This is a genomic window from Bacillus sp. FJAT-47783 (assembly GCF_022808615.1).
Classification (GTDB): Bacteria; Bacillota; Bacilli; order Bacillales; family Aeribacillaceae; genus Bacillus_BZ.
Genome location: NZ_JAKZKS010000001.1, coordinates 355,283 through 369,555, shown reverse-complemented (window position 1 = coordinate 369,555; position 14,273 = coordinate 355,283). Strand labels below are relative to the sequence as shown.

Here is a 14,273-nt window from a genome sequence, read left to right as displayed (position 1 = left end):
ATCTCTTAACGCGAGTAACGGTTAGGTTTACCTAACAGCTCATAGGGTAGGTTCAGCTAGACAGTGGACCGCGAAATCTTTCAGCCAATGAATTTCGCTCTCTTCGATCATCTCTAGCTTACTATTCCTAATCATAGCTCCTTTATTTTAATCTATGCGAATAATTTGAAAATACGAAAAGATTTTTCATTATTATGCAATTGTGGACAACGGTTTGTCAAGGTATTTAAAGAATTTTTTTAGTTCATGATGTTTGAATTATTTGAATATAATGTCAAATGTGTGTTATGTTTGTCAAATAAAGTTATGTCGGTTTAAAATATTTTTATAAAATAAAATTAAAAGGACGGTTTTTCATGATGAACACGTTAAAACCTAGTCAGATTACGATGCTTTCACTGCCAACTCCGTTTCCCGTAGGAGATGTCAATGTGTATTTAATAAAAGGGGATGCTTTAACACTTGTAGACGCAGGTCCGAAAACAGATGAAGCATGGAGTCGTTTTCAATCACAACTATATGATCATGGATATAACATTGAAGATATTGATCAAGTCGTATTAACCCACCACCACCCAGATCATATCGGCCTTCTTGATTATTTGCCTCATGATATACCCGTGTACGGAGCTTCTTATAACGCTCCATGGCTCCGGCAAGAGAAATCATTTTTGGGCTACCAAAAGCAATTTTATTCTGAATTATTTACTTTATTCGGTGTCGATCAGAAGCATGAAAAATTTTTATCTTTAGTCGATATGACATATCATTTTTCTTGCCATCGCTCATTATCCAAAGTGATCCAAGAAGGGGATACAATTGATGGGCTTTTGAATTGGACCGTTCTTGAAACACCGGGTCACGCCCAAAGTCATATCGTTTTGTACAATGAACGGACGAATGAAGTGATCGGTGGCGATCATTTGCTGAAGAAGATTTCATCCAATCCATTATTAGAGCCGCCACTAGGTAGTGGGGAAAGACCTAAGCCACAGCTTCAGTACAATACTTCGCTTAAAAAATTGCTAGATTTTCCGATTTCCATTGTTTATCCGGGTCATGGTGAGTTCATTTATGAAGCGCATACGCTTATTCGTCATCGTCTTCAACGTCAACATGAGCGAGCGATGAATGTTCTAGAGCTCATAGACAAACAGGAGATGACGGCGTTTCAAATTTGTCAGAAGCTGTTTCCGACGGTATACGAACGTGAACTTATGTTAACGATGTCGGAGACGGTCGGTCAGCTCGACTATTTAATCGATTTACAGCTTTTGACGTCTACAAATGAAGATGGTGTGTTACTTTACAGGAGGGTGTAGTTTTGAATCCGAATTTGAAAGATCGCCTCGTCATTATTACTGGTGCCTCAAGTGGGATCGGTGAAAAAATGGCGTATGAAGTGGCAAAGAGCGGTGGGCATTTAATTTTGCTGGCACGGAGAAAAGCCCGCCTTGCTGAAATAGCAAAAGCAATTGAAGAGAGGTATAACGTTCGCTGTCATTATTACGAGCTAGACGTTCGTCATTTAGGAAATGTAGAGCAGACATTTCAACACATTTTAAACGAGCATGATCGTATTGACGTCTTAGTGAATAATGCTGGTTTTGGTCTGTTTCGTTCATTTGAAGAAGCTTCATTAGATGAGATGGAAGCAATGTTTGAAGTGAACGTGTACGGGATGATGGCCTGTACGAAATATGTTTTACAAAAAATGCTTAACCAGCAAAGTGGTCACATTATTAACATCGCTTCACAAGCTGGGAAAATGGCAACACCGAAATCGAGTCTTTATGCAGCAACGAAGCATGCGGTGTTGGGCTTTACGAATAGTTTGCGATTAGAGGTTGCTGACCGGTCTGTTTTTGTGACAGCGGTAAACCCTGGACCGATTCAAACAGAATTTTTTGATGTTGCAGATACGTCTGGTCAATACGTGCAAAATGTCCAAAAATGGATGCTTCGGGCAGAGGATGTTGCGGAAAAGGTCGTTCGGATTATGTTAACGAACAAAAGAGAGCTGAATTTTCCGTGGTGGATGGAAACAGGGAGCATTGTTTATCGAATTATGCCGAATGTTTTTGAACGACTGGCGAAAAAAGCCTTTCATAAAAAGTGATAGCTTCTAAACGTTTAGGGCTATCACTTTTTTGAGCTTTTCTAGAGAACTGCCACATTTTATTTATTTGTAATGTAGTCATACACGACATCTTCAATAATTTCATACCATTCCGTTGTCTTTTGTGTTTCTTTCTCATGACAAATTTTTTCATATAACCTTTCGTATTCTTTTTCTGTTAATGGATCAATCGTTAAATTCCGTTCATATTGAAGAAATGATTTCTTTATCATTTTGTCAAGCAGTTTCCTTTCCATCTTGCACCTCGATTTTCACTACTTCTCTTTCATATAGTAGCCTTTTCTTGAAAAAGAGGGAAGAATATTTATAAAATTGTTTACTCCTTCTTTTGGTTGTAACTACCATTGAATGAGAACGTATATTCGATTAAAATGGAGTATATATTAATACACGAACATACATTCTTGTTTTAGGGGGATATTATGGTTGTTAACTATGAACAACTGCCAAAACGAAGTATTTTATGTATTGATATGAAAAGCTTTTATGCGAGTTGTGCGGCAGTGATGGATGGACTTGATCCGTTAAAGGATTATATTGCTATTGCCGGTGATAAAGAACGAAAAGGGAGCGTGATATTAGCCGTATCCCCAAAATTAAAAGCGGAGTTTGGGATAAAAACGGGATCGCGTTTATTTGAAATTCCGAATGATCCGCGTATTCGAATCCTTCAGCCGAAGATGGGGATGTATCTTCGTATTTCAACCGAAATAACACGTCTCTTGAATCGTTTTGTTCCGAAGCAATCGATTCATACGTATTCCGTAGATGAAAGCTTTATTGACGTCAGTGGGGTAGAGCGAATGTGGGGGGATGCGCGTACAATCGCACGCTACATTAAAGAAGATTTAGAGCGTGAATTTCAGTTGCCGTGCTCCATCGGTATCGGCCCGAATATGCTCATGGCGAAGCTTTGTTTAGATTTAGAAGCGAAAAAGAGCGGAATTTCTGAATGGACGTATGATGACGTATCGACAAAGCTTTGGCCGGTAAATCCGCTTAGTGAAATGTGGGGGATCGGTAAGAGACTTGAGAAAACGTTAAATCGAATGGGGATTTTCACAGTCGGGCAACTGGCTAACTATCCACTCGAGATTCTCGAAAAAAAGTTTGGGGTTATCGGAAATCAGCTTTATTACCATGCGTGGGGAGTGGATTTATCCAATATCGGTGCACCGATTTTAAATGGGCAAATTAGCTTTGGGAAAAGTCAAATTTTATTACGAGACTATCCTGATCCAAAGGAAGTGAAGTGTGTCATTTTAGAAATGTGTGAAGAAGTAGCAAGAAGGGCACGCCGGCATCGAAAAGCAGGGAGAACAATCAGTCTTGGCATTGGCTATAGTAAAGATGAACTTGGTGGTGGGTTTTATCGTTCGAAAACGATTGAACAGCCAACAAATATTACGATGGATCTTTACAAAGTATGCCTTGAGCTGTTTGAACAATTTTATGAATCAAAAACCGTTCGGAAACTTTCGATTACGCTCTCCAATATTGAAGAGGATGAAACGATGCAGCTCGATCTATTTCAACCGAATAGAACGAGACAACATCAGCTTGGATATGCGATGGATGCGATTCGAAATAAGCACGGCTCCAAATCGTTGCTACGAGCTGTTTCATATACAAAGGCAGGAACGAGTGTGCATCGAAGTCAGCTAATTGGAGGGCATAAAGCGAATTAGGAGGAGATTTTTAATAGTTATTTAAAACATGGACAAAAGTGTTCATATGGTTTGCTGAACTTTTAAATGTGTCTGTTAAAACCCTTCAACGTTGGGTATAAGGGAGGATGTAGACGTTGAAAAGGGCATACAAGGTAGAAATCAAACCAACAAACCATCAGATGCAAAAAATCCATAAAACGATCGGTGTTTGTCGCTATGTCTACAATCTATATCTAGCGACAAACAAAGAATACTACGAAAAAGAAAAGACTTTTATGAGTGGATACGACTTCTCTAAATGGCTTAACAATGTTTATACAAAAGAACATGACCGATGGATTAAGGATGTTTCCAGTAAGGCGGTTAAGCAATCCATCATGAATGCTGAGAGGGCATTTAAGAACTTCTTTAAAGGATTCGCTAAATTTCCTAGATTTAAAAAGAAAAAGCATCAAGATGTAAAAGCATACTTTCCGAAGAACAACAAAACAGACTGGGCTGTTGAAAGGCATCGAATTAAAATTCCTACAATGGGTTGGGTTCGACTAAAAGAATTTGGTTATATCCCGACCAATGCTGTCGTGAGAAGTGGCACGATATCGCATAAAGCAGGAAGATACTATGTATCTGTGTTGTGTGAAGTAGAAGATAGGAATCAACCAATAAACATAAAAGACGGCATTGGTGTAGACTTAGGTGTTAAAGATTTTGCTGTTTGTAGTCATAATAGCGAATTTAAAAACATCAACAAGACAGAGAAAGTAAGAAAATTAGAAAGAACGTTAAAACGAGAACAACGCTCTTTGTCTCGCAAGTACGAACATTTAAAAAAGAAGGGTGGTGAACCTGCTACTAAAAAAAGAGCGAACATAACCAAAAATATACTTCGCATTCAAAAAATACATGCTAGATTAGCCAATATCCGAGAAGAATATATTCGCTATGTGGTGAATAAATTGGTGAAAGCCAAGCCAACATTTATCACGATTGAAGATTTGAACGTAAGAGGCATGCAGAAAAATAAACACCTATCTGATTCTGTAAGCAAGCAGAAGTTCTATCGCTTTCGAGAATGGCTACAATCAAAGTGTAATCAGTCTGGTATTGAATTACGATTAGTCAGTCGGTTCTATCCATCTTCTAAATTATGCTCTAGCTGTGGCTTTAAGAAAGTAGACCTAAAGCTATCTGATAGAATGTTCAAATGCCATAACTGCGACACAGAACTAGATCGAGACTTTAATGCTAGTTTAAATCTTAAATATGCAAGCGAATATACGATTATCACTTCTCGATAACGTATATGTGTACGGTGGGCTACATCGGAATTTACGCCTGCGGAGTGTTAGACCAAACTCAAGTAGCGAGCAAGTGGCAAAAGAGGACACGGTGAAGCAGGAAGAATCTAGCATAGATACGTATATTTGTCTATGTTTTTAGTAGCAGTGAGCATGATTCGTGATCGCGGAACGATTAAATGGACGGCGATGATGTTGCCGGAGCATGTGAAGATACTAAGAGATTGGATGAAGGAAGATGGCTATGAAGAGAAGCCTGAATTAGATGAACAAAAGCTCGAACAGTTTAATGAGCTCATTTACCAATCGCTTAAGCAGCGATGTGAGCTGCAGTTTACGTATTACGCGGAGCGAACTTTTCATAGTGTGAGAGGGCGTGTCGTCAACATTACCCCTATTCATCGAACGATTCGTATTGAGCAAAAAGAGAAAGGGGAAAGGGAATTGAAAATCGATTCCATTGTGGATATTGTTTATCCTACTCTTAACGGGCAGTGAAACCCCCATTGAATGAAGTGTCGCTTTATGTTGACTAACGTACGAAAAACGAGCAATGAAGATTGCCCGTTTTTGTCTATTCCTCTTTCTCTACTCGAACAACAGATTGAAATTTCCCCTTATGGGAACCATCACAAAATGGCATTTTTTCAGATAATCCACAGCGGCATAAAGAAAAAGTTGGCTTCGTTTCAAAGCGGTTTCCTTCCGCATCAATTAGTTCAACTTCACCAGTTACGCGGAAGGAGCCGTTATCATTTACTTTAATTTGCACTTTAGACAATTTTTATTCCTCCTTGTAGAATCCTCAACAATATCGTAAACATTCCCGCCAAAAAAAGCAAATAGAGGACAAATAGGAAAGTCGTGTCGGTTTATCCCACTCTTAACGGGCAGTAAGACCCCCACCTCAAGATTCTGTAGTAAAGCAAAGAAGTTAGGTGGGGGACTAACATTCAGTCGGGGATGAAAAAAAACCCCACTGAATGAAGTATCACTTTATGATAAAATAACAGAGAAATAAGGAGTGGAAGCAATGAACATTACATTTACAGAACGGGGAATAGATAAACTTTCGAAAACACTTCGAGAACACGAAGATGCTTACGTAAAAATAAAGTATGATACAGAAGGCTGTGGTTGTGTTGTAAGCGGTGTGACTGCCATATGGATCGTAGAGCAAATCGATGAAGAGGACGTCCGTGTTGAAACGAACTTTGTACCGGTATATGTTGAAAAGTCAAAAATGCTATTTTTTGATGAAGAGATGAAAATTGACTTTAATGAAACAGCTAATACATATATGTTAACAAGTCCACAGCAAATATTAAATCCGAGAATGAGTTGTATTGTGAAAAGAGGGTAAGACATCATGAAAGATCGATTTCAATCATTAAAAAATGTTGCGCTAAATAAAACGTGGGTATCTTTTTTATATGAAAATCATCCGTATAGCTTAATGCATTGGTCCATTGGTGGAATGGATCGAGAGCAAAAGGATGTTTGGCTTTTGCAAGATGAGATGACATTTGAAGCACAGGAGTTTCCGACAATTGATGCGGCGATTGATTGGATGAAAGAAAATATGCCGACGATTACAGACATATTAGGATAAAAGGCGATACAAAAGAGCAAATTCGCTCAAATGTTTAACAACCTTTGAAATTCAGAAAGGGGCATCTCTAAGTCGAAAATTCGACTCATGAGAGAGCCCCTTGTTTTTTTTCTAAAGCAACGGTCGAACTGACCATGCTGCTTGGTAAACCGATCCGATCCAAAAACTGATCAACAGCTTTTTCGTACTCTGTACGATTTTCCGTATAGCTCATTGCATGTAGTCCTTTTGGAGCAATAAATAGCTGCTTTATCCCTTGCTTTTTATCATACAATTGTTTCGTCATGTAAACAGGGATATAGTCATCAGGTTCACTATGGATGAATAAAACCGGCTTTTCAATACGATCGATAACTTGAAGAGGTGAGACATCTTTTAAACGATAGCCGTCACGTAATGTTAAAACATGTTTCGCAAACGGAAGCACAAAATGATGTGGGAGGCGATAATCAGCTTTTAAGCGGATACGAAGCTGTTCTTCTAAATCAGAAAAAGGACAGTCAACGATGTAAAAATCACAGCCGTCCTCAACCGTGCCAGCATATAGAAGCGTGGTGGCAGCCCCCATTGATTCGCCATGGATACCGATTACGCATTCATGACCAAATCGAGAGCGAACAGACTGAACAACAGCTTGTAAATCATCTTTCTCGTAATACCCGTAGCTCGTCGTTTTGCCTCCAGATAGACCGTGACGACGATGATCGTAAAGGACAACATTCCATCCTCTATGTAAGAAAAGATTCATATATTTCACAGAGTTTAACAAATTCATCGTAACACCGTGACAAATAATGATGAATTGATTCGTAGGATGTGGTCTAGCGATGTACCCGTGAATGGAATACCCGTGAACAGACGGAACCGAAAACGATTCCTTCGGCAGTTGATCAAAACGTTTTTGATCAAAGTGTCCCGCCTTTGTTTCTCGCTCCATGATTTCTTTATCCGTTTTTCTTTTAATATACATAAGTTTATTCGTAAAAACGATGCTAACAAAAAGAACATAACCGAACAACAGAGCAAGTAAGGTCAATAAGTTTTTCATTCATCTCCCTCCCATTTACATTCATTTTATCCCACTCTTAACGGGTAGTAAAACACCTACTGAATGAAGTTTCACTTAATCATAAAGTAAGAGGGAAAAAGAAAAAGGCAGAAAGAACTGCCTTTTCAAGATCAGAATGTGTTCTAGTTATTCTGTTTAGTGAAAATAAATCTCCTAGCCTATTTGTTTAATCGTAAGGGTGAACTACGGCCTATTGTTCGGAATTTTGTCGTTTCGTTGGTTGAATGGCTTGTTTAAGCTCCTCTTGTGCGATAACGTTTTTTGTTGTGTCCGCATTTCGTTTTCCTTTTTGACTTCCATTGGAACGAGTCATCTTTAATCCCCTTTCTCTTTTTGATCATTTTTAACTTGTCAAAAAGAAAGAAGAACTATACATTTACAGATGACCTAGCTTATATAATTGATACGTTTTGGATTGAATGTTTCTTGATAAATGTGGTTCTAACAAATCGAGTGCTTTGAAAATTTGTTGGATATCGATATTTGTATGTACCCCCATCGACTCAAGCATAGATACGACATCTTCAGTCGCGACATTTCCGCTTGCACCAGGTGCGAAAGGACAACCGCCAAGTCCACCTGCGGAGCTATCAAAGCGATTGATACCTGCTTCCAAAGCAGCGTATACATTTGCAAGTGCCATCCCTCGTGTATCGTGAAAATGAGCTGTTAGGAGAATGTCATCACCATATGCATCATTTAGCTTTAAAAATAAATGATACACTTCTTCAGGATTTGCTTTTCCAATCGTATCGGCAACACTTAAATCATCAACACCGAGAGTGATAAACTGTTCGCATAGACGTAAAACATCATCCGGATTTACCTGTCCTTCATAAGGGCAATGAAACGCCGTTGAGATACAAGCGCGAATATAGATGCCCTGCTCTTTTAAGGAGCGGATGAGAGGGGATAAAGCCTCCATGCTTTCATCTGTCGTTTTATTAATATTCTTTTGATTAAAGCTGTTGCTAACACCGACAAAAAAAGCAAGGTTTTGACAGCCTTCCTGAAGTGCTCGATTTGTTCCTTTTTCATTTGGGACAAGGACGAGATCTCGTTTTCCTTCTCTTAAACAAGCTTGAACAACTTCAGATGCATCCTTCATTTGCGGCACCCACTTTGGAGAAACAAAAGACGTTAATTCCATTTCAGAGAAACCAGCTTGTTGTAACGTTTGGATGAACTCAATTTTCACAGGTGTTTCGATTAAATTTGCCTCATTTTGTAAACCATCACGTGAACCTACTTCAATGATTGTTGCCTGTCGCTTCGTTTTCACGATACGCCTCCTTTGTATTTGAAAAGGTTTCCATATTTATATTTTAGTAGAAAGTAGTGTGTTGTTTCAATATTATTACTATTTAAATAAATTTCCTTCTTGACATTGAAAAGAGAGAACGGCAAAATAATTTCACAAACGATTGTAATGGAATGAGGGGAGTAACATGGCTTTTTCGGAAGAACAGATAAAAAAGTTAAAAAATATGAAAAAAGGTCTTGTGGAAAAAGAAGACGAAAGGAAACAAAAAGAGCTGGAATTAGAGAGAAAACGAAAAGAAGAACGTGAACGAAATAAAAGCTTTGAACAACTATTAAACGAGAGTGAACTCGATTGGAGTAAGTTTAAGTAATTCAATGGTAAGAGAACGTGCAAGTTTGAGTATTTGAATGAAAAAGTGGACTAGAAATAGAAAAAGACAGCATTTTTAGCTGTCTTTTTCACGTATTGCATAATATTCAATGGGGATTAAACCTGAATTGCACCAGTTGAGAAGTTTTTTGCACCACTTTCAGCAATAATTGCACCACTTCCGTGATTAATTGCACGAATCTAAAATTATTTGCACGACTGACCGTATTATTGCACCTGAAGTCTGGTAATTGCACCAGAACTCCCATAATTGCATGAGAAACTGATATTGCAGTGAAACTTTTAATTACACTGCTATTTAACCTATACAAATAAATGCAGACTTGTCTCTCTGCTAACGATGGTTCGTATAAATCGCTTGTTTTGTGACTTGTTTTAATGTATCGATTTCTTCTTGTGTAAGTGGTTGAGACTTTGCGGCTTGTACATTTGCACGCACTTGCTGAACGTGACTAGCTCCGGGGATGACAGCTCCAACAACATTGTGACTTAAGCAATAGTGTAAAGCGATTTCGGTACGAGTATGTGTTGGACATGCTTTATCGATTTTTTCTAGTGTTTCTCGTAAATCAGAAAAAGAATAATGTGAATAACCATTTTCTTTTATTTTGTCAGATGCTTGTGCTAGAGGGCGTTCTGTTAATAATCCTTTCGCTAAAGGTCCTCTTGCAATGACGCTGACATTGTGCTTTTGGATCAATTCGAACCATTCCTCAGGCCTACGGTCGAGTAAGTTGAATTGCATCATGATGGAGACAATATTAGAATGCTCCAAATATTCTTTTATGACATTTGGACGAATAGAGGAAATCCCGTAATAACGAATGACTCCTTCCTTCGTTAACTCTTCAAATGCTTCAATTGTTTCTTCGATATTGTCTTCGATTGTCCCGCCGTGTAGTTGATATAAGTCGATATAGTCTGTTTGCAGGCGCAGTAAGCTTCTTTTTACAGCTTCTTTTATGTATTCTTTTGAAGGATCCCAATCCCAGCCTTCTTTTCCTTGTTCAAAACGATTCCCAACTTTTGTAGCCAGAATCATTTTATGACGAACATGCTTCATTGCTTTTCCGATAAATTGTTCATTTAATCCGTAATGATATAAATCAGCCGTATCAAAATAATTAATTCCTAAGTCAATCGCTTCATCAAGGATTGATTTTGCTTTTTCTTCATCGGTTCCAATTGACATGCAACCTAATCCGACTTCACTTACATATAAGTTTGACGTACCTAACCGACGTTTGTTCAACTTCCACACTCCCTAAATAAATCCGATATTGTCTTCAAATTAGTACAACACGACTAAAAATGCAAATGAAACGGATTGTGAAAGAGACAGTGTCTTATTGATTTTTAACTTTTTTCTGTTCGTTCAGCCAGTTAAGAACGGTCGTATCATTAGTAGAAAGGTGCTTCAAGTATTTCAATACTTCTTGCTTTTTTCCGATAAGGATCAATCGCTTCCGGTCATCAAAGTGTTTCAAGGCGACTCACTCCTTTAGTAAAAGATTAAGAACGTATAAATTTGTCACCGAAGGGTGCGCGCCTTCGGTATTTCAAATGTGGTAAAATGTATGAAGAAAATAGGAACAGTAGAACGAAGGGATGGAGAAGATGGACCATTTAAAAGAAAGAACTATATCAAAAGAGCAAATTTTTTCAGGGAAAATTATTGATTTATTTGTTGAGGATGTCGCGTTACCGAATGGAAGTACGTCAAAACGAGAAATTATTAAACATCCAGGGGCGGTTGCGATTATTGCGGTAACGGATGATGAAAAAATCGTTATGGTCCGCCAATATCGGAAAGCTTTAGAAAAAGCCATTGTCGAAATTCCGGCAGGTAAGCTCGAAAAAGGAGAAGAACCAATGGAAACGGCGATGAGAGAATTAGAGGAGGAAACAGGTTATCGCTCTCAACAATTAAAACCACTCATTTCTTTTTACACATCACCAGGCTTTGCGGATGAACTAGTTCATGTATTTGTCGCGGAAGGGTTAACCAAAATGTCCAATCGTCAAAATTTAGACGAGGATGAATTTGTTGACATTGTTGAGGTTACATTAGAAGAAGCGCAAAAAATGATTGAAACGAAAGAAATTTATGATGCGAAAACCGCGTATGCCGTTTTATATTTATCATTAAAAATGAAAAAGGGATAGTATGAACACATTCTTTGTTGATTTGCATATTCATATCGGGCGAACGCCAACAGGGAAGCCTGTGAAAATTACCGGATCGAGAACGTTAACGATGGAAAACATTTTGTATGAAGCCGTACATTATAAAGGAATCGACATTATTGGTGTCATTGATTGTCATGTACCCGAAGTGCTCGATCATTTAGAGGAAGATTTACAAAGTGGTCGATATTCAGAGCTTCAAGATGGTGGGATTCGGTTTGAAAACACGACATTGCTTTTAGGAAGTGAACTTGAGATTTATGACGAGAATTGTCACGGCCCGATTCATGTTCTCGTTTTTCTCCCAACGATCCATAAAATGCGAACATTTTCATTATGGTGTCAAAAATATGTAAAAAACATCCATTTAAGTTCTCAACGCTTGTATGTAACCGGAACGACCTTACAGAAAAAAGTAAAAGAGTTAAACGGATTGTTTATACCAGCACATATTTTTACACCATTTAAAAGTTTGTATGGAAAAGGGGTTCGTTTTTCTTTAACAGAAGTATTTTTGCCAGAACTTATTGATGGAGTGGAGTTAGGTTTAAGCGCTGATACAGAAATGGCATCGTACATAGCAGAATTAAAGCGATATCCGTTTTTAACAAACTCAGATGCTCATTCGCTCACGAATATAGCGAGAGAATATCAACAAATGCTATTAAAAACTCCTTCATTTCAAGAGGTCAAGTACGCATTAAAAGGGATAAATGGACGAAAGGTTGTGGCAAATTACGGACTAAATCCGAAGCTTGGGAAGTATTATTTAACCTTTTGCAACACTTGCGAAAAAATGATCAATCACAAGGAAAATTCAACATGTCCTTATTGTGGTAGCACATCCATAGTAAAAGGGGTCTTAAACCGAATTTGTGAATTATCTACACATGCTGATGTGTATGATGAGCGCCCGCCTTATATGTATCAAATACCACTCGCATTCATTCCTGGCATCGGCAAAAAAACGTTAGCGAAATTACTCGATCGTTTTGGAACGGAAATGAATGTTATGCATAGAGTATCGTTTGAAGAGCTAACAAAAATAGTTCCTGAAAAAATCGCGACGTTTATCGTGGCCGCTCGGGAAGGAGGATTACATATTGAAGCTGGTGGTGGAGGTGTTTACGGAAAAGTAACAAGGCATAAGGATGAACTCTAGTAATCTGAAAATTTTTTCATCCGATAGGAATACAAGCTTTTTCCTCTCATACAATCTATTAAGAGTGAAATGGGAGGAAAAAGTATGCGTAATCAAGGGTTTAAACATGTGTTCATTCAGCATATAAAGGAGCATTCTTCAACGTATTTATTCGTTTTCGTCTTGTTTGTCATGGGAGTCATTTTTGGCGCCGTTATCGTAAACAGCATGAATATGACACAAAAGGAAGATTTATATTATTATTTAAACTTATTTTTTGGACAAGTATCAGATGGAAGTGTCGGAAGTGCTTCCGAAATGTTTCAACAAAGTTTTTTTCATAACTTGAAATATTTAGGATTAATGTGGGTTTTAGGCATTTCCATCATCGGTCTCCCCGTCATCTTAATAATGCTCTTTTTAAAAGGGATGGTTGTCGGATTTACGGTAGGTTTTTTAGTAAATCGCATGGGATGGAGCGGTTTTTTACTTTCGTTCGTATCCGTTCTTCCGCAAAACCTCCTACTTATTCCTGCTTTTATTATTACGAGTTCAACAGCGATCGTGTTTTCACTAAAGCTGATACGGCAATTGTTTATGAAGCGAATGCAAGAATCTCCGATGAAATTATTTACAAGATATGCGCTTGTATTTGTTGGAATTACGGTATTAACTTGCATAGCTGCTGTTTTTGAAGGGTATGCATCCCCGTTTCTTATGAAAGGAATCATTAAAATGATTTCTTAACAATAATTTTTATCATTTAATACTATATATAGTTATTAAATTAAAATAATTATAGTTGGACACTTCCTCTTAATTTGTTATAATAAGTGGGGAATGTAGCGAGGGAGGGAAAGTGTCATGGAAAGTCGCGTAGAGCGTATTAAAAAACAGTTGCATTCTGCAAGCTACAAGTTAACACCGCAACGTGAAGCGACTGTACGTGTGTTACTTGAACATGAAGAGGATCACTTAAGTGCAGAAGATGTTTACCTCCTCGTGAAGGAAAAGTCTCCAGAAATTGGATTAGCAACTGTTTACCGTACGTTGGAGTTACTGACAGAATTAAAAATTGTTGATAAAATAAACTTTGGTGATGGTGTATCGAGATACGATTTAAGAAAAGAAGGGGCAGCCCACTTTCATCACCATCTCGTCTGTATTGAATGCGGATCTGTGGATGAAATCCAAGAAGATTTATTAGAGGATGTTGAAAAAATTGTCGAGCGTGATTGGTATTTCAAAATTAAAGATCATCGCTTAACTTTTCACGGAATTTGTCACCGCTGTCAGGATAAAGAGGACAATGAAGATCAATAAGAGTGTAAAGCCTTTTCTTAATTGGAAAGGCTTTTTATCGTTTGTTAGGGCAGCAGTAGCAAAACGCCCGCCGTGTCCTTCCAAGTTAAACACAGCTATAAGTGTTCTTGTTACAAAGGAAGGCATAAACTTTTGCACATCGTTTTTTGTGTCCAGCTCCAGCGCCTAACCCCTCGAGT

At 38.1% G+C, this 14,273-nt stretch carries 19 protein-coding genes and 1 other annotated feature (1 of these 20 cut by a window edge); of the genes, 12 read left to right on the top strand and 7 right to left on the bottom strand.

The window, feature by feature from the left end; translation table 11 throughout:
* Positions 1-144: a binding site (T-box leader), on the bottom strand; it reaches 61 nt to the left of the window's first position.
* Positions 145-356: 212 nt separating this feature from the next.
* Both MLD65_RS01925 and MLD65_RS01920 read left to right on the top strand, forming a co-directional pair.
* Complete coding sequence (locus MLD65_RS01925) at positions 357-1,322, top strand: MBL fold metallo-hydrolase (protein WP_243290157.1); 966 nt, start codon at positions 357-359, stop codon at positions 1,320-1,322.
* Between the two features lie 2 nt (positions 1,323-1,324).
* Positions 1,325-2,119 (top strand): SDR family NAD(P)-dependent oxidoreductase, encoded by a 795-nt coding sequence (locus MLD65_RS01920; protein ID WP_243290156.1) that lies wholly within the window; start codon positions 1,325-1,327, stop codon positions 2,117-2,119.
* A 59-nt stretch (positions 2,120-2,178) separates the two neighbouring features.
* Here the strand turns inward: MLD65_RS01920 and MLD65_RS01915 are convergent, their stop codons facing one another.
* Positions 2,179-2,376, bottom strand: a complete 198-nt coding sequence (locus MLD65_RS01915; protein ID WP_243290155.1) for a YqzH family protein — start codon at positions 2,374-2,376, stop codon at positions 2,179-2,181.
* A gap of 186 nt (positions 2,377-2,562) precedes the next feature.
* Between MLD65_RS01915 and MLD65_RS01910 the strand changes: the two genes are divergently transcribed.
* From MLD65_RS01910 to MLD65_RS01900, 3 genes are all read left to right on the top strand, one after another.
* Positions 2,563-3,828, top strand: a complete 1,266-nt coding sequence (locus MLD65_RS01910) for a Y-family DNA polymerase (RefSeq protein ID WP_243290154.1) — start codon at positions 2,563-2,565, stop codon at positions 3,826-3,828.
* Positions 3,829-3,944: 116 nt separating this feature from the next.
* Positions 3,945-5,108, top strand: a complete 1,164-nt coding sequence (locus MLD65_RS01905) for an RNA-guided endonuclease InsQ/TnpB family protein (RefSeq protein ID WP_243290153.1) — start codon at positions 3,945-3,947, stop codon at positions 5,106-5,108.
* Between the two features lie 153 nt (positions 5,109-5,261).
* Entirely contained in the window at positions 5,262-5,606 is a 345-nt protein-coding gene (locus MLD65_RS01900; RefSeq protein ID WP_243290152.1) for a YolD-like family protein, read from the top strand.
* A gap of 76 nt (positions 5,607-5,682) precedes the next feature.
* Here the strand turns inward: MLD65_RS01900 and MLD65_RS01895 are convergent, their stop codons facing one another.
* Complete coding sequence (locus tag MLD65_RS01895) at positions 5,683-5,889, bottom strand: CDGSH iron-sulfur domain-containing protein (RefSeq protein ID WP_243290151.1); 207 nt, start codon at positions 5,887-5,889, stop codon at positions 5,683-5,685.
* A gap of 252 nt (positions 5,890-6,141) precedes the next feature.
* Here MLD65_RS01895 and MLD65_RS01890 point away from each other — a divergent pair, with 252 nt between their 5' ends.
* Together MLD65_RS01890 and MLD65_RS01885 are read left to right on the top strand one after the other, a co-directional pair.
* Complete coding sequence (locus tag MLD65_RS01890) at positions 6,142-6,471, top strand: iron-sulfur cluster biosynthesis family protein (protein WP_243290150.1); 330 nt, start codon at positions 6,142-6,144, stop codon at positions 6,469-6,471.
* Positions 6,472-6,477: 6 nt separating this feature from the next.
* Entirely contained in the window at positions 6,478-6,720 is a 243-nt protein-coding gene (locus MLD65_RS01885; RefSeq protein ID WP_243290149.1) for a DUF2552 family protein, read from the top strand.
* A gap of 85 nt (positions 6,721-6,805) precedes the next feature.
* Here the strand turns inward: MLD65_RS01885 and MLD65_RS01880 are convergent, their stop codons facing one another.
* The 3 genes from MLD65_RS01880 to MLD65_RS01875 form a co-directional block, all read right to left on the bottom strand.
* Complete coding sequence (locus MLD65_RS01880) at positions 6,806-7,768, bottom strand: alpha/beta hydrolase (RefSeq protein ID WP_243290148.1); 963 nt, start codon at positions 7,766-7,768, stop codon at positions 6,806-6,808.
* A gap of 211 nt (positions 7,769-7,979) precedes the next feature.
* On the bottom strand, positions 7,980-8,102 hold the full coding sequence (locus MLD65_RS18050; RefSeq protein WP_279325924.1) for a hypothetical protein: 123 nt from the start codon (positions 8,100-8,102) through the stop codon (positions 7,980-7,982).
* 63 nt (positions 8,103-8,165) lie between these two features.
* Positions 8,166-9,071, bottom strand: a complete 906-nt coding sequence (locus MLD65_RS01875; protein WP_243290147.1) for a hydroxymethylglutaryl-CoA lyase — start codon at positions 9,069-9,071, stop codon at positions 8,166-8,168.
* A gap of 166 nt (positions 9,072-9,237) precedes the next feature.
* Between MLD65_RS01875 and MLD65_RS01870 the strand changes: the two genes are divergently transcribed.
* Positions 9,238-9,423 (top strand): YqkE family protein, encoded by a 186-nt coding sequence (locus MLD65_RS01870; protein ID WP_243290146.1) that lies wholly within the window; start codon positions 9,238-9,240, stop codon positions 9,421-9,423.
* Between the two features lie 354 nt (positions 9,424-9,777).
* Here MLD65_RS01870 and MLD65_RS01865 read toward each other — a convergent pair whose 3' ends face one another.
* Together MLD65_RS01865 and MLD65_RS01860 are read right to left on the bottom strand one after the other, a co-directional pair.
* Positions 9,778-10,695, bottom strand: a complete 918-nt coding sequence (locus tag MLD65_RS01865; RefSeq protein WP_243290145.1) for an aldo/keto reductase — start codon at positions 10,693-10,695, stop codon at positions 9,778-9,780.
* 94 nt (positions 10,696-10,789) lie between these two features.
* The gene (locus MLD65_RS01860; RefSeq protein WP_243290144.1) at positions 10,790-10,930 is read right to left on the bottom strand and encodes a hypothetical protein; all 141 of its coding nucleotides are present in this window, start codon (positions 10,928-10,930) and stop codon (positions 10,790-10,792) included.
* Positions 10,931-11,060: 130 nt separating this feature from the next.
* Here MLD65_RS01860 and MLD65_RS01855 point away from each other — a divergent pair, with 130 nt between their 5' ends.
* The 4 genes from MLD65_RS01855 to fur all read left to right on the top strand — a co-directional run bounded on the left by MLD65_RS01855 (position 11,061) and on the right by fur (position 14,094).
* Complete coding sequence (locus MLD65_RS01855; RefSeq protein WP_243290143.1) at positions 11,061-11,609, top strand: NUDIX hydrolase; 549 nt, start codon at positions 11,061-11,063, stop codon at positions 11,607-11,609.
* Position 11,610: 1 nt separating this feature from the next.
* Positions 11,611-12,792 (top strand): endonuclease Q family protein, encoded by a 1,182-nt coding sequence (locus MLD65_RS01850; protein WP_243290142.1) that lies wholly within the window; start codon positions 11,611-11,613, stop codon positions 12,790-12,792.
* 84 nt (positions 12,793-12,876) lie between these two features.
* Entirely contained in the window at positions 12,877-13,518 is a 642-nt protein-coding gene (spoIIM, locus tag MLD65_RS01845) for a stage II sporulation protein M (protein WP_243290141.1), read from the top strand.
* A 117-nt stretch (positions 13,519-13,635) separates the two neighbouring features.
* Positions 13,636-14,094, top strand: coding sequence for a ferric iron uptake transcriptional regulator (gene fur / locus MLD65_RS01840; protein ID WP_243290140.1), 459 nt, complete (start codon positions 13,636-13,638; stop codon positions 14,092-14,094).
* The last annotated feature ends 179 nt before the right edge of the window (positions 14,095-14,273 follow it).

Excerpts from the sequence above, each read along its gene's own strand:
- MLD65_RS01925 (WP_243290157.1), top strand. The coding sequence starts at position 357 with ATGATGAACACGTTAAAACCTAGTCAGATTACGATGCTTTCACTGCCA.
- MLD65_RS01915 (WP_243290155.1), bottom strand. The coding sequence starts at position 2,376 with ATGGAAAGGAAACTGCTTGACAAAATGATAAAGAAATCATTTCTTCAA.
- MLD65_RS01910 (WP_243290154.1), top strand. The coding sequence starts at position 2,563 with ATGGTTGTTAACTATGAACAACTGCCAAAACGAAGTATTTTATGTATT.
- MLD65_RS01900 (WP_243290152.1), top strand. The coding sequence starts at position 5,262 with ATGATTCGTGATCGCGGAACGATTAAATGGACGGCGATGATGTTGCCG.
- MLD65_RS01890 (WP_243290150.1), top strand. The coding sequence starts at position 6,142 with ATGAACATTACATTTACAGAACGGGGAATAGATAAACTTTCGAAAACA.
- MLD65_RS01885 (WP_243290149.1), top strand. The coding sequence starts at position 6,478 with ATGAAAGATCGATTTCAATCATTAAAAAATGTTGCGCTAAATAAAACG.
- MLD65_RS01880 (WP_243290148.1), bottom strand. The coding sequence starts at position 7,768 with ATGAAAAACTTATTGACCTTACTTGCTCTGTTGTTCGGTTATGTTCTT.
- MLD65_RS18050 (WP_279325924.1), bottom strand. The coding sequence starts at position 8,102 with ATGACTCGTTCCAATGGAAGTCAAAAAGGAAAACGAAATGCGGACACA.
- MLD65_RS01870 (WP_243290146.1), top strand. The coding sequence starts at position 9,238 with ATGGCTTTTTCGGAAGAACAGATAAAAAAGTTAAAAAATATGAAAAAA.
- MLD65_RS01855 (WP_243290143.1), top strand. The coding sequence starts at position 11,061 with ATGGACCATTTAAAAGAAAGAACTATATCAAAAGAGCAAATTTTTTCA.
- MLD65_RS01850 (WP_243290142.1), top strand. The coding sequence starts at position 11,611 with ATGAACACATTCTTTGTTGATTTGCATATTCATATCGGGCGAACGCCA.
- spoIIM (WP_243290141.1), top strand. The coding sequence starts at position 12,877 with ATGCGTAATCAAGGGTTTAAACATGTGTTCATTCAGCATATAAAGGAG.
- fur (WP_243290140.1), top strand. The coding sequence starts at position 13,636 with ATGGAAAGTCGCGTAGAGCGTATTAAAAAACAGTTGCATTCTGCAAGC.